This is a genomic window from Pseudomonas sp. UBT, from assembly GCF_050915955.1.
Taxonomy (GTDB): Bacteria; Pseudomonadota; Gammaproteobacteria; order Pseudomonadales; family Pseudomonadaceae; genus Aquipseudomonas; species Aquipseudomonas antarctica_A.
This window is the reverse complement of sequence record NZ_CP168079.1, coordinates 4,588,796-4,601,570: the sequence shown is the minus strand read 5'-3', so window position 1 is coordinate 4,601,570 and position 12,775 is coordinate 4,588,796. Positions and strand designations below refer to the sequence as shown.

Annotated in this window: 14 protein-coding genes; 9 read left to right on the top strand and 5 right to left on the bottom strand. The window is 61.5% G+C overall.

Features of this window, described 5'->3' with window-relative positions; translation table 11 throughout:
* Positions 1-25 precede the first annotated feature (25 nt).
* Positions 26-1,120 carry a cell division protein ZapE gene (zapE, locus tag ACDZ94_RS21195; protein ID WP_432750762.1) on the bottom strand — a complete coding sequence of 365 codons (1,095 nt, stop codon included), beginning with the start codon at positions 1,118-1,120 and terminating at the stop codon, positions 26-28.
* A gap of 215 nt (positions 1,121-1,335) precedes the next feature.
* Between zapE and ACDZ94_RS21190 the strand changes: the two genes are divergently transcribed.
* Genes ACDZ94_RS21190 through ACDZ94_RS21160 form a run of 7 tightly spaced genes read left to right on the top strand, consistent with a single transcriptional unit; the run spans position 1,336 to position 7,687 of the window.
* Positions 1,336-1,836, top strand: coding sequence for a Csu type fimbrial protein (locus ACDZ94_RS21190; protein WP_064452992.1), 501 nt, complete (start codon positions 1,336-1,338; stop codon positions 1,834-1,836).
* Positions 1,830-2,372 (top strand): Csu type fimbrial protein, encoded by a 543-nt coding sequence (locus ACDZ94_RS21185; protein ID WP_221295130.1) that lies wholly within the window; start codon positions 1,830-1,832, stop codon positions 2,370-2,372. The genes ACDZ94_RS21190 and ACDZ94_RS21185 overlap by 7 nt, the downstream gene beginning before the upstream one ends.
* An 18-nt stretch (positions 2,373-2,390) precedes the next feature.
* Positions 2,391-2,924, top strand: coding sequence for a Csu type fimbrial protein (locus ACDZ94_RS21180; RefSeq protein ID WP_064454965.1), 534 nt, complete (start codon positions 2,391-2,393; stop codon positions 2,922-2,924).
* Between the two features lie 5 nt (positions 2,925-2,929).
* Positions 2,930-3,427: a Csu type fimbrial protein gene (locus ACDZ94_RS21175; protein ID WP_128587894.1), complete on the top strand. Its 498-nt coding sequence runs from the start codon at positions 2,930-2,932 to the stop codon at positions 3,425-3,427.
* Between the two features lie 27 nt (positions 3,428-3,454).
* The gene (locus ACDZ94_RS21170) at positions 3,455-4,240 is read left to right on the top strand and encodes a fimbrial biogenesis chaperone (RefSeq protein WP_064452989.1); all 786 of its coding nucleotides are present in this window, start codon (positions 3,455-3,457) and stop codon (positions 4,238-4,240) included.
* Between the two features lie 41 nt (positions 4,241-4,281).
* The gene (locus ACDZ94_RS21165; RefSeq protein ID WP_432750761.1) at positions 4,282-6,675 is read left to right on the top strand and encodes a fimbria/pilus outer membrane usher protein; all 2,394 of its coding nucleotides are present in this window, start codon (positions 4,282-4,284) and stop codon (positions 6,673-6,675) included.
* Positions 6,676-6,697: 22 nt separating this feature from the next.
* Entirely contained in the window at positions 6,698-7,687 is a 990-nt protein-coding gene (locus ACDZ94_RS21160) for a Csu type fimbrial protein (RefSeq protein WP_156526326.1), read from the top strand.
* Here the strand turns inward: ACDZ94_RS21160 and ACDZ94_RS21155 are convergent.
* Complete coding sequence (locus ACDZ94_RS21155) at positions 7,684-8,421, bottom strand: anti-sigma factor family protein (RefSeq protein WP_064452986.1); 738 nt, start codon at positions 8,419-8,421, stop codon at positions 7,684-7,686. The two genes, ACDZ94_RS21160 and ACDZ94_RS21155, sit on opposite strands and share 4 nt — an antisense overlap.
* Positions 8,418-8,924, bottom strand: coding sequence for a sigma-70 family RNA polymerase sigma factor (locus ACDZ94_RS21150; RefSeq protein WP_064452985.1), 507 nt, complete (start codon positions 8,922-8,924; stop codon positions 8,418-8,420). The genes ACDZ94_RS21155 and ACDZ94_RS21150 overlap by 4 nt, the downstream gene beginning before the upstream one ends.
* Positions 8,925-9,092: 168 nt before the next feature.
* Here ACDZ94_RS21150 and ACDZ94_RS21145 point away from each other — a divergent pair, with 168 nt between their 5' ends.
* Positions 9,093-10,175, top strand: a complete 1,083-nt coding sequence (locus ACDZ94_RS21145; protein WP_407016704.1) for a catalase family peroxidase — start codon at positions 9,093-9,095, stop codon at positions 10,173-10,175.
* A complete protein-coding gene (locus tag ACDZ94_RS21140; RefSeq protein WP_064452983.1) occupies positions 10,172-10,711 on the top strand; it encodes a cytochrome b in 540 nt (179 codons plus the stop codon). The genes ACDZ94_RS21145 and ACDZ94_RS21140 overlap by 4 nt, the downstream gene beginning before the upstream one ends.
* A 17-nt stretch (positions 10,712-10,728) precedes the next feature.
* Here the strand turns inward: ACDZ94_RS21140 and ACDZ94_RS21135 are convergent, their stop codons facing one another.
* Together ACDZ94_RS21135 and ACDZ94_RS21130 are read right to left on the bottom strand one after the other, a co-directional pair.
* On the bottom strand, positions 10,729-11,880 hold the full coding sequence (locus ACDZ94_RS21135; RefSeq protein WP_432750760.1) for a M14 family metallopeptidase: 1,152 nt from the start codon (positions 11,878-11,880) through the stop codon (positions 10,729-10,731).
* A gap of 465 nt (positions 11,881-12,345) precedes the next feature.
* The gene (locus ACDZ94_RS21130) at positions 12,346-12,696 is read right to left on the bottom strand and encodes a DUF6124 family protein (RefSeq protein ID WP_432750759.1); all 351 of its coding nucleotides are present in this window, start codon (positions 12,694-12,696) and stop codon (positions 12,346-12,348) included.
* Positions 12,697-12,775: the final 79 nt, after the last annotated feature.

Genomic DNA, 12,775 nt, shown 5'->3' with positions numbered 1-12,775 from the left:
CTCGGCAATAGGGTGTAAAAGGCGCTCATGATACCGGGTCGGGCGCACGTTGCGGGCAGACGGTTTGCAATTGGTTCAGGCGGCTGGCGGTGCGGGCGAGGTCGATGGCCTGGCCTTCCAGAGATTCGGTCAACGGCTGTTGGCCGATCAGGGTCAGGCGTTTGTCCTGGTCGTAGAGCACGTCTACCAGGTTGATAAAACGCTGCTGCACAGCGATTGGACACTCTGCCAGTTGCGGCAGGCCATCGATAACCCAGTGGTCGAAGTCCGCGCATAGCAGCAGGTAGTCCATGACCGCCGTGAGCTGTTCGCACAGGTCGTTGAAGGTGAACACGATAGTGCGCGCCTGATGGCTGCGGCACACGAGCTGCCGGTTGCCGACCCTCAGGGCGTGTGCCGGGCCCTGTGTGGCGGGCAGCCCGAGCGCTTCACGCTGGGCGACGGTACCCGGCCATACATACTGGCCGCCGGTAAAACGCTGCTCGGCATGGGCCTGGGGCAGGCTGCGAAAGTCCTGGGGTGAACTGACTTCCAGCACCTCCATACGCGCCGCGATCAGGTCAATTACCGGCTTGAACCGCTCGTGGTACAGCGGATTGGGCAGCAACCCTTCGGGCGCATAGTTGGAGGTCACCAGCACCAGCACGCCGCGCAGGAACAAGGCCTTGAACAACCGACTGATGAGCATGGCATCGCCGATGTCGTGGACGTGGAATTCGTCGAAACACAACACCCGGCAACCCGCCAGCAGCTCATTCAGGGTGGCGGCCAGGGCGTCGTCATGCTCACGGTGCTTGAACATGCCCCGGTGCAGGCGGGCAAAAAAAGTGTGGAAGTGCACGCGCTGTTTTTCGGTAATCGGCAGCGCCTGGAAAAAGCCATCCAGCAGCCAGCTTTTGCCACGCCCCACGGGGCCATACAGGTAAAGGCTACGGGTGGGCTGCCCGGCAAGCAGGTGCTGGGTCTCGCGGGCGAGGGCGGTGATTGCCCGGGTTTGGCCGGCACTGAGGATATAGCCCTGCTGCTCGGCCTTTTTCTGAAAAAACCTCGGGATCGGGGACGCGTCCGGGGTATCCGTTTTTTTACCGAGCAGACGCTGAATCAAGGAAAGCACAGCCAATGCGATTCACTCTGTATTTCTGTGGTCCCTTACTTTAGGGCGCCCGCCGTGATTTGACCAATAGAGAACGGCGCCGCCAGCTATCTCGAAAAAGCATGGCGGGCGGGTAAACCTGAGCGAACTGGCGGTTTATCGTTAAATGACTAATCTCATACACAGTTGTCACCCCTGTATAAGGAATTGGGGCTGTGAAGGGACGAGCAGTATTGGCAGTAATGGGCGCCATGCTCTGTAACACGTTGTACGCTGCGCAACTTCAGGTTGAGGTGCGCATCGACGTGCAGCGAGGTTGCCAGCTGGTGGGAACCACCCGCAGTGCTGGCATCGAGCAACTTGGCGTACTGGATTTCGGCAGCGGCCCGCGTCTGGACGACCCGGCCGGTCCCCTGAGTGCGGCCCTGATCAGCCAGCGCCAGCCGCGTCTGGAATGCAACCCTGATACACCTTATCAAGTGCGCGTGGATGGTGGCCTGCATGGCGGCACCGGCGAAGTGCGCTACCTGACCAGCGCCACGTCTTCCACCCAACCCATTCCCTATCGTCTCTACGCCGACGCCGCGCGGCGTATCCCCTTGCCCGTGAATGAGCCACTGAGCGGCCGCGTGCCGGATTCCGGCAGCGTCGATCTGCCGTTGTATGGCCGCATTGAATCGCTCAAGGACATTCCTGCCGTCGGTCGCTACACCGACCTGCTCAAGGTCACGGTCACATGGTAAGCCGGGGCTGGGCCCTTGTGGCGATGGGCGGCCTGTTGCTGCTGGCCGACGACGTCCAGGCGGCTGTCAGCGGGCAGATCCACGCACGCCTGGTGATCACTGCCAGTTGCCAGGTGAGCAAAGGCATTGAGAGCGCACCGGTCAGCCCTTCGGGCGGCGGCGCATTGCTCGACTTCGGCAGCCAGGGCCCGACGTGGAGCAACCCGTTGGGCGCCGCTGTGACTGACGGCGCCAGTGCGCCGCTGTCGGTGTCGTGCAACCCGTCGGTGGTCAGCAGCTTCACGGTGACGATTGACGGTGGCGCCCACGGTGACGGCACCACGCGACGCCTGAGCAACGGGCGCCAGACCATTGCATATCGGCTGTCCGCTGATGCGCTGGGCCAAAGCGCCTACAGCATCGGCCAACAACGCAATTTCGTCGTGACCAAGGGCACGCAAGTACCGATCCCGGTATTCGGCTCGGTGGTGGCGAATACCAGGGCCCTACCGGCCGGCATCTACACAGACACCCTGACGGTGACTCTGGATTGGTAAATCATGAGGATGAACATCATGCATGCACTCGTATCGAAAGCAGTTTTTCCATTGATCGCGCTGGTGTGGGTGTCGGGCGCGCAGGCGGCCACCGTGGCCGGCACCGTGAGCGCGACCCTGGTGCTGACCAGCAGTTGCCAGGTCAATGGCGCGGCGGCGACCGGCGGGATGAGCTTCGGTAACTTGAACTTCGGTACGGCCAATAGCCTGTTCACCGAAGCCGACGGCCAGGTGTTGGGCGGAGGTGGTGGGGCGTTGTCGATTCTGTGCTCGGCAGGTACCTCGCCGACGTTGACGGTGTCTGCCGGTGCCAATGACGGCAAGTCCACAGGCGGCGCGCGGGCCCTGTATGACGGCGTCGCCAATTACGTGCCCTACGATCTCTACACCGACAGTGGTCATTCGAATTTGCTGGCAATCGGTGGGGTGATCAACCTGGCGCCCAGTACCGGTGTGGCTCAAGCCGTGAATATTTACGGCAAGGCCAATGGTAAGGCGGGACTGCCGGCCGGTACTTACACCGACACGGTTAACGTGACCCTGACGTTCTGAGTGTCATGCGCCGGGCAGCGTGGGCGTTGGTGGTGTGCATAGGCTGGGGAATGCCGGTGTCACTGCAGGCGGTGACGAGCCAGTCGTTCCAGGTCAGCGCGACCATCACCCCCGGCTGCCTGGTGGTCGGGGGCGGCACTAATTACGGCAGCCTGGCGTTCGGCACGTATTCGGCACTGGCAACCAGCACGGCGTCCGTCGCGCTGACCGGCGGCGTGACCCTGCAATGTACGCCGGGGGTTGCGCTGAGCATGACGGTTGATGGCGGTTTGCATAACAACAGCGGGCGCCGCATGCAGCTCACTAGCGGCAGTGCTCAGGTGGCCTATCAGCTTTTTCGGGACGCGGCCTTCAGCCAGAGCCTTGGGATCAGCCAAAGCGTCAGCGTGGCCTACAGCAATGCCGCGAGTATCACCTTGCCAATTTATGGGCGAGTGCAGTTACCGGGTAATCAGCCTGGGGGGACGTACAGCGACACGTTGCAGGTGCAACTGTCGTGGTAAAGCGATTGGCAATGAGGAGTAAGACCTATGTATTCAGCTTCCCGGCACTGGTGGGCAGCAGGTTTGAGCGGGTTGTTGGCGTTAGCGGCGGGGCAGGCCCAGGCGGCCAGTTCGGTGCTGATCTGGCCGATTGATCCGGTGTTGGAGGCTGATCAACAGGCCAGCGCACTGTGGCTGGAAAATCGCGGCACGGAGACCGCCAACCTGCAAATCCGCGTGTTTGCCTGGTCCCAGAGCGGCTTCGATGAGCAGTACCAGAACCAGCGCGACGTGATCGGCAGCCCGCCGGTGGCGAAAATCGAACCGGGCCAGAAGCAATTGGTGCGCTTGACCCGTACCAAGCAAGTGCCACCGGGCCAGGAGCTGGCCTATCGCATCATCATCGATGAGATCCCCTCGGCCACCCCTGCGCCGGCCCCTGCGGATGGCAAGACCGCCGCCGCGATCCGCTTCCAGATGCGTTATTCGGTGCCCTTGTTCGCCTATGGCCCAGGCCTTTGGAGCAAGGTTGACGGTACGCGCGATCGCGACCCCAAGAGCGCCGGCAAACCTGACTTGAGCTGGAAGAAAGTCACGGTGGGCGGGCGCAACTACGTCGAAATGCGCAACCAGGGCGCCGTTCACGCGCGCTTGACCGATGCCACATTCAAGCAGGGCGGCCAACCTCGTCCGCTGGTGGAAGGCTTGATGGGGTATGTACTGCCGGGTGCGACCATGCGCTGGCCAGTGCCGGATGGACTGCCGGCCGATCAGCCGCTGCAGGTACGAGTCAATGGTGCAACGCAATTGGAGAGCCTTGCGCCGGGGCGGTAAAGCAGTGTGGTAGGGCACGGAATAGCCCTTGATGTTAACGGATGGAGACGTCCATTGATGGACACAAAGCCTTGGTGAGCCACGATCGGGCTCGATGTCTATGGCGATCGGTGTGGGTGGTGAGTGGCCTCTGCGGGCTGGTGCTTGCGCCGCCGGGCGCCGCCGCGCCGTTGCCGCCCCCTCCCAGCAGTATGGAGGCTGTTGCCGATGCACAGTTATTCCTGGAACTGGTGGTCAACCAGAGGGACACCGGCCGCGTGGTCGCCGTCAATCAGCGCGCCGGGCAGCTGTTTTTGCCGGCGTCGGTGTTGCAGGAAGTCGGCATGAAACTGCCGGGTGAGGTCCCCGCCGAGGTGGCGCTGGAAAATCTGCCAGGCCTGCACACCGATTACGACAGCCAGGGCCAGCGCCTGATGCTCACGGTGCCGCCTGCCTGGTTGCCGGAGCAGTTTATCGGCAGTCGTGACAATTACCCGCGTACCCAGGCGCTGACCAGTTTCGGGGCGTTGCTCAACTACGACGCCTACCTCAACGATACGGATGACGCGGGCACCTATCTCGGCATCTTCAACGAAGTCAGGCTGTTCGATACCTGGGGCACCTTGTCCAATACCGGCCAGTACCGCACCACTATTGGCCGGGAGACCGTTGGCAGCAGCCTGGACAATGGCTATCGGCGTTATGACACCACCTGGCGATTCTCCGACGATGAACGCCTGTTGACCTATGAAGCGGGCGACGTCATCAGCGGTGCCTTGCCCTGGAGCACCTCGGTGCGCTTGGGCGGGGTGCAAGTGTCGCGGGACTTTGCAGTGCGCCCGGACCTGGTCACCTACCCCTTGCCGCAGTTTGCCGGGGAGGCGGCTGTGCCGTCGTCGGTGGACTTGTTTATCAATGGTTATAAGTCCAGCAGCGCCGATCTGCAGCCTGGCCCCTACACCCTCACCAACGTGCCGTTTATCAACGGCGCCGGGGAGGCGGTGGTGGTCACCACCGATACGCTGGGTCGGCAGGTCTCAACCACAGTGCCGTTCTATGTCACCAGCACCCTGTTGCAAAAGGGCTTGTCAGACTTCTCGGTGGCGGCCGGTAACCTGCGCCGCGATTACACCGTGCGCGATTTCGGCTACGGCCCCGGCGTGGCCAGCGGCACCTTTCGTTACGGGCTGTCGGACGCGTTTACCCTGGAAAGCCACGCCGAAGCCTCCAATGACCTGACCCTGGGCGGTGTGGGCGGCAACCTTCGCGTCGGCAACTTCGGCGTGCTCAATACGGCCATCAGCCAAAGCCAGTATGACGGCGGGACAGGCCAGCAACTGAGCCTGGGCTACCAATACAGCAACCAGCGTTACAGCCTGTCGTATCAGCGCGTGGAGCGGCGCGATCAATATGCTGACCTGAGCCTGATCGATACCCCCTACGCCAGCCTCAGCAAGCGCAGCCAGCAGGCGACGTTGAGCCTTAACCTCAACGAGTTCGGCAGCCTGGGCGTGGGCTATTTTGATGTGCAGGCGGCCGACAACTCTCGCACCCGCCTGGTGAACATGACCTGGAGCAAGTCGCTGTGGCGCAACAGCAGTTTTTACCTGTCCGCCAACCATGAAGTCGGTGACAGCAGCTGGGCGGTGCAGGCCCAAGTGGTGGTGCCCTTCGACGTCTACGGCAGTCTCAGCCTGGGCACTGAGCGCAGTAAAACCGGGCAAAGCCAGCAGCGGGTCAATTACAGCCGTGCGGTACCTGCCGAGGGTGGCGTGGGCTTCAACCTGGGTTACGCCAGCGGCGATGGGCCGGCCTATCGTCAGGCTGACCTGACGTGGCGCCTGCAGTCGGTGCAGTTGCAGGCGGGTGTGTATGGCAGCAGCGATGCGCAAACCCGTTGGGCGGACGCTACCGGGTCGCTGGTGTGGATGGACAACCAAGTGTTCGCCGCCAACCGCGTCAACGATGCGTTTGTGGTGGTGAGTACGGATGGCGTGGGTGGCGTGCCGGTGCGCTACGAAAATCAGGTCGTGGGCGAAACCGATCGCAACGGCCACCTGTTGGTGCCGTGGACCAGTGCCTACTACCGCGCCAAATACGAGATCGACCCGCTGAACCTGCCGTCCAACGTGCAAGTGCCGAATGTGGAGCAACGGGTTGCCGTGCGCCGGGGCAGCGGCTACTTGCTTGAGTTTCCGGTGCGTCGGGTGCTCGCGGCGAGCATCACGCTGGTCGATGCCCAGCATCAGGATTTGCCCCTGGGCAGCCAGGTACGCCATGAGCAAAGCGGTGCACTGGCGGTGGTGGGTTGGGACGGCCTGGTGTACCTGGAAAACCTGGTGGCCCATAACACCTTGCAAGTCACGGTGGGCGACGGCCAGACCTGCCAGGCAACGTTCGAGCTGGATACCACGCAAGAGCAAGTGCCGCTGATCGGGCCACTGGTGTGCCAATGACATAAGGAGTGTGCGAGTGCGAGTGAGGGTCAAGGAATGGCTGTTGGTGTGGCTGCTATTGGCGAGCCTGGGTGTGTCGGCGCAGGTGCAGGCCGTGTGTTCGGTGGTCGCCACCGTGCCGGCCAGCTTTGGCACGACGGTAAGTTCGATGACTGTGCGCACCACGTCCCAGCCCAGCTCAACGACCAACGCCGGCTTGAGCTGTACCCCGGCGGTGCTGTCGGTATTGGCTTCCAGCGACCATTTCTACGCGACCGTTACCGGTTCGTCGCAGGGCGGTTTAGTTGGGCCGACCGGTGATGTCATCAGCTATACCATCTACGCCAACAACACCGCGTCGTTTCCGATGACTCGCGGTACCGCGTTCGATTTTGGCGGCAGTGGCGGCATTGCCGCGTCCCTGGGGCTGGTGTTTGGGCCCGGCACAAAAACCGTTCCGCTGTACTTCGCTACCACCGTTGGCAGCAACGTGGCGGCGGGTGTGTACAGCGAGACGCTGAGCATTTTCTGGAACTGGAACTATTGCTCGGGAATTGGCATTGGCGGGATCTGCCTGGGCCGCGAGATCAACAGCGGAACGACCACGCTGAACGTCAGCATGACTGTGGTCAATGACTGCCAGATCACCACGCCGCCGATCGCATTCGGCAGTGCCCCGGTGGTCAGTGCCTTCGCCACGGTCACCGGGCAGGCCAGCATTGCCTGCACCAAGGGCAGTGCCTACACCGTAGGGCTCAGCGATGGGCAGAACCCGCTCAGTGTGGGCGGCCGTCGGCAGATGGTTTCTGGCAGTAATTTTCTCGCCTATGACATTTTCCAGGGAGCGGGCTCCACCCGCTGGGGTAGCGTGGGCGCAGCGCGGCGGGCCAGCGCCTCGGCAGAGATCAACCCGGGCAACGGCTTGGGCACCGGCAGTCAGGTATTCAACTACAACGCGAAAATCTACACCGACCAGGCCACACCGCCGGGTGGCACCTACCTCGACAACGTGGTGCTGGACGTGGGCTTCTAGAACTTCAACATCTGCGTGGCGGGCTGATCCACCGGGCTGACCATCGCATAGTTGTACCCGGCGCCGGACCAGTATTCGGCTTGCAAGCCATCGGCGCTGCGGCTGCCACGGGGCAGGAAGCCGTTGTCCGGGCCCGGCGGGCGGATATAGAAGCTGATGCGGCGACCTGTCGGGTCTTCGTACAGCACCATGGCTGCCGCGCCTTGGTCCGTGGTGAGCAGGCGCCCGCTCACCGGTTTGAAACCGGATTGGCTCAAGTCCGGCAGACGATGGGCCTGGTTGAAATAACGGTCCAGCCACGCCTGCATGGTGCCGCCATCCTGAGTCTTGTAGTCGGCGGGCATGATGCCGTCCTGGGCAAACAGGCGGTAAGCCTGCATGGCATCGGCCATCGGCAACATCGGCGGTTGAGTGGCTTCGCGGGCATGCCATCCCCCCACGCCGCCGAGGCTGACGGCGATCAGCAACACGGCTGCGGTGGCGAAGTGGCGACGGGACTGATGCTTGATGCGTAGGCGAATCAGTGCCGGGTCCAGGTCGGGGTTGGCCGGTTGTTGCAAGGCCCCGCTCAGTGACGCACGCAGCAGGTGCGCATCCTGCTGCCAGGCCTGTACCTGAGCGGCGATGTCGGGGTGCGCCGCCAAGTAGGTTTCAAGCACGCGACGGTCGCTCTCCAACAGTTGGTGGTCGACGTAGGCATGCAAATCGCGTTCGCTGGGGGGCAGGCTGATCATTTGAGTATCCGCAGGGAAGGGCTGGCAATTTCGCCATCGCTGAGTTGACGCAAGGCTTGGCGCGCCCGGGACAGGCGCGACATGACGGTGCCCACAGGCACCTCCAGGATATTGGCAACTTCCTTGTAGCTTAAGCCTTCGACCGACACCCACAGCAGCAGGGCGCGTTGTTCGGTGTTGAGTCGGTCGAAGGCTTGCAGGGTCGATTGGGCCATCACCGTGCGCTCCACCGAGGGCTGTGCGTCGTCACGGCCGGTGAAGAATTCGAGCATGCGCGCATAGCGCCGACTGCGGCGGTGGGTGTCGAGGAACTGCCGGTAGAGGATCGAGAACAGCCAGGCGCGAAGGTCGCCTTCGAGGCGTTTATCGGCCCAACTGATGATCGCCCGTTCCAGGGTCGACTGCACCAGATCGTCTGCGCTGCTGGCGTTACGCGTCAGTGACACGGCAAAACGCCGCATTCTGGGGATGAGTTCACGTAACTGTTCGTCGAGTTCATGCATGGGGGTCTGGCTGGTCGCTACGCTGGGACTAGAGAGACGTCCGGCGTTGAGGGTTATTCCCGGTTCCGAAAAATAAACCCGGAACCCGGGAATAGAGCTGATCGGCGTTCGTCTTAATGCTCCGACCTTATGTTTCAACCCTTAGGCCTCTGGCCCTGGAGTCAGTTCATGGTAGATCACTCATCACCGCCCCGTCCTCCCTTGAGTACCGCGAGCCTGATCGCGCGGCTCGCCGGTATCGGTGCTGTGGTTGCAGTTGTTGCTGGGGCGTTTGCCTACGTCAACGGCACGCTTGACCCACAGCGCCTGCGCCCCAAAAACCTGGTCAATGCTCTGGAAGCCAATAACGGTTTGCACCCGGGCTTCCGACGCAATCATGCCAAAGGCGTGTGCGTGGCCGGTTACTTCGAGAGCAGCGCCGACGCGCGTGCTTACTCCAGTGCGCAGGTGTTCAGCGCGGCTAAAACCCCGGTGATTGGTCGATTTGCCTTGCCCAGCGGCAACCCCTATGCGCCGGACAGCAGTGTGCCGATTCGCAGCTTTGCGCTGCAATTCAGCCAGGCCAACGGCCAGCAATGGCGCACGGGGATGAACAGCATGCCGGTGTTCCCGGTGGGCACGCCTGAGGCGTTCTACCAGATGCTCAAGGCCGGCGCGCCAGACCCTGCGACCGGTAAGCCAAACCCGGCGAGTATGCCGGCGTTTTTTGCCGCGCACCCGGAAACCGCGCCGTTCCTGGCATGGGTAAAGACCGCCAAGCCATCGGCGAGTTACGCGACTGAAACCTACAACGGCATCAATGCGTTTTATCTGGTGAGCGCCGACGGCAAGCGCCAGGCGGTGCGTTGGGGGGTAGTGCCGCAGAGCCAGGATGCGGCGGGTGATACCGCGCCCTCGGGCAGCGACTTCCTGGAAAAAGACCTGGTGCAGCGCCTGACGTCGGGCCCGCTGCGCTGGCAGTTGAACATGACGCTGGCCAACCCCGGTGACCCGCTGGACGATGCGAGCAAACCCTGGGTGGGCGAACACAAGGTGCTCAACGCCGGCACTCTGGTGCTGCAAAGCAGCCAGCCGCAAGCGGAGGGTGATTGCCGCGATATCAACTTTGACCCGCTGATTTTGCCCAATGGTATCCAAGCCTCCAACGACCCGCTGCTGGCAGCGCGTTCGGCTGCCTATGCCAGTTCGTACCTGCGCCGCGCCGGTGAAGTCAGCCCCTTGCACAGCGCCCCCCTGGAGTCGAAGCCATGAATGTTCAACCACGGTTTTTCGCGCCGCTGGCCCGTCTGCTGCATTGGCTGATGGCACTGATGGTCATCGCCATGTTGTTTATCGGAGCGGGTATGGCCGCGTCGGTGTCGGAGCGCCATGAGTGGCTGATTCATCTGCACAAGCCGCTGGGTATCGCGATCTTGGCGTTGGTGATCGTACGGTTGGTGGTGCGCTTTTCCACACGGCAACCGCCGCTTCCGGCCGATTTGCCATTGTGGCAAGTGCTGGCCGCCAAGGCCTCGCACGTAGTGCTGTACGGATTGATGCTGGTGTTGCCGCTGCTGGGGTGGGCGATGATTTCCGCGGCCGGTGACCCGGTAATGCTCAGCAGTTCGGTGCAACTGCCGGCGCTGGTGGGGGCCAACGCGCCGTTGTTTGCGCTGTTGCGCAAAGCCCATGGCTATCTCGCCTATCTGTTGTTCCTGACGGTGCTGTTGCACCTGGCGGCGGCCCTGTTCCATGGGCTGATTCGTCGCGACGGCGTGCTGCAAAGCATGACCGGCACCAAGGACTGATGCCGGGGGCAGGGCGGTTAGCGTAGCGCCGTGACGATTTCGGCCACGGTGCTCAATACGTCCTTGCCCAGCTGTTTGGAGCGTTCACCTGACCAACCGGTTTTCGGGTTGGGCGCGTCGTCGTTGTCCTTGAAGGGCATCTCCAGGGTCAGTGACAGGCAGTCATACCTTTCACCGACCGCATTACAGGCCAGCGTCATGTTGGCCTCGCCCGGCAGGTCACGGGTGTAACCGTGGGTGGTCTGGAAGTCGCGGGTCAGGGCGCTCAAGTGACTGCGGAAGTGTTTTTCCAACGCTTCGATACGCGGGGTGTAACCGGGGTTGCCTTCGCAACCGGCGGTGAACACGTAGGGGATTTCCTCGTCGCCGTGGATATCGAGGAACAGGTCGACGCCGTATTTTTCCATCTGCTGCTGGGCGAACAGCACTTCCGGGCTGATCTCCTGGCTGGCGTTCTGCCAGGCACGATTCAGGTCCTGGCCCATGGCGTTGGTGCGCAAGTGGCCATGGAAGGCGCCGTCAGGGTTCATGTTCGGAATAAGGTACAGGTCGGCGACAGACAGGAGTTTTTTCAGCTCAGTGTCACCGTCCTGTTGCAGTCGCTCGATGATCCCTTCCATGAACCATTCGGCCATGTGTTCGCCGGGGTGTTGCTGGGCGATGATCCAGACATTACGCCGGCCCTCGCCACCTTTGCCGCGGCGCAGCAGTTGGATGTCGCGACCTTCTGCACTTTTGCCGATGGCGAGCAATTGGGTGCCGGCGCGGTTCAAAGCCTGCCCGATCAGCCAGTCATGACGTTTACGGCTGTAGGGTTCAAAGTAGGCGATCCATGCATGTTTCTCGCGGGTTTCCAAACTGATGTGCAGCGTTTCGCCATCAAAGCGCGTGGGCACGCGGAACCAGTTGATGTGGTCGTAGGACGCCACGGCGTTGTAGCCGCTCCAGGCGTTTTTGTAGGAGGACTGGCTGGCGTTACTCAAGCGAAAGGTATGGGTGTGACCCACGTGCATACCTTCGGCCTTGAAGTGGAACCATTGGAAATGCGCGCTGCGGGTATCGGGTTTGATCGCCAGCAACAGCTGGTAAGCGTCGCTGGCATCCAGGACCTGGATGTTGCCGCTGTCGAAGTCGGTGCTGATCTTGATGGAGGTCAAGGCCACGGTCATAGTCTGGGCTGCCTGAGTATGATTGTTGTGGCGGATATCTTACACAGGAGTCAGGCAAAATCTTGATGCAAAATTGTTGCATGGGGAGGGGGCGTCATCCTTGACGCAACAGCAGCTTAGAATCTATGAGATTGATTCTCAAGCGCTATTTCGCAAAGATCCGGGCTAGAGCGTTCGTTCGGCTTGGTTTTGGGGATGGTCTTTTGCTACCATGCGCACCATTCAGCAACACACAGTCTTCATTAGCCTGAAGCCATGCCAGGGAAACTGGCAAAAAAAAGACCCGGCCAAAGAGCCGGGTCAAAAACCGTGATTAGCCTGATGAGGAGATATTCCAAGAGTCCGACCTAAGGTCCCTTGGTCTATCGACTGATCTCGCGATCAGCTGGGTCCAATAGTAATCATTATCATTTGCAAGTCAAATGTTTTTATCCATCCGATAGAAATATTTTTCCTTCGCGCCCGTCACGCGGTGGCCTGAGCAGCAGGCACGTGCAGCGTCTGCTCCACCATCGCTTTCGCCATATCAATCAAATACACCACCGAAAACGCCAGGTCCCGCTGGTTGCCCTGACGGCTGCTTGCCGATTCATAGGCTGCTGCTGCCGCACTGCGTAACAGGTCCGAAGCGTGCACCAGTGCATCCTCATGTCTGATGCCGGGCTTGATGTCGAAAAACGTGGCGTCCGTGATCGGCGCCGACACATCCTCTTTCAAGTAATAGTCGAGTGCGCGCTTGGCGGCGCCGCTGTTGCACATGAGCAACAGTTCGTCGGTTTCAGCCGCGTCAGGCTGGTGATTTGGGCTGGTCGTCATGAGGGCGGGTACTCTGAGTGAATGTCGAAAACCTGCACCTGATATTAATACGAATCGTATTTATGTCATTTGATGGATT

Excerpts from the sequence above, each read along its gene's own strand:
- ACDZ94_RS21150 (WP_064452985.1), bottom strand. The coding sequence starts at position 8,924 with ATGCATGAACTCGACGAACAGTTACGTGAACTCATCCCCAGAATGCGG.
- ACDZ94_RS21155 (WP_064452986.1), bottom strand. The coding sequence starts at position 8,421 with ATGATCAGCCTGCCCCCCAGCGAACGCGATTTGCATGCCTACGTCGAC.
- ACDZ94_RS21140 (WP_064452983.1), top strand. The coding sequence starts at position 10,172 with ATGAATGTTCAACCACGGTTTTTCGCGCCGCTGGCCCGTCTGCTGCAT.
- ACDZ94_RS21135 (WP_432750760.1), bottom strand. The coding sequence starts at position 11,880 with ATGACCGTGGCCTTGACCTCCATCAAGATCAGCACCGACTTCGACAGC.
- ACDZ94_RS21145 (WP_407016704.1), top strand. The coding sequence starts at position 9,093 with ATGGTAGATCACTCATCACCGCCCCGTCCTCCCTTGAGTACCGCGAGC.
- ACDZ94_RS21180 (WP_064454965.1), top strand. The coding sequence starts at position 2,391 with ATGCATGCACTCGTATCGAAAGCAGTTTTTCCATTGATCGCGCTGGTG.
- ACDZ94_RS21130 (WP_432750759.1), bottom strand. The coding sequence starts at position 12,696 with ATGACGACCAGCCCAAATCACCAGCCTGACGCGGCTGAAACCGACGAA.
- ACDZ94_RS21175 (WP_128587894.1), top strand. The coding sequence starts at position 2,930 with ATGCGCCGGGCAGCGTGGGCGTTGGTGGTGTGCATAGGCTGGGGAATG.
- ACDZ94_RS21165 (WP_432750761.1), top strand. The coding sequence starts at position 4,282 with ATGGAGACGTCCATTGATGGACACAAAGCCTTGGTGAGCCACGATCGG.
- ACDZ94_RS21185 (WP_221295130.1), top strand. The coding sequence starts at position 1,830 with ATGGTAAGCCGGGGCTGGGCCCTTGTGGCGATGGGCGGCCTGTTGCTG.
- ACDZ94_RS21190 (WP_064452992.1), top strand. The coding sequence starts at position 1,336 with ATGGGCGCCATGCTCTGTAACACGTTGTACGCTGCGCAACTTCAGGTT.
- ACDZ94_RS21170 (WP_064452989.1), top strand. The coding sequence starts at position 3,455 with ATGTATTCAGCTTCCCGGCACTGGTGGGCAGCAGGTTTGAGCGGGTTG.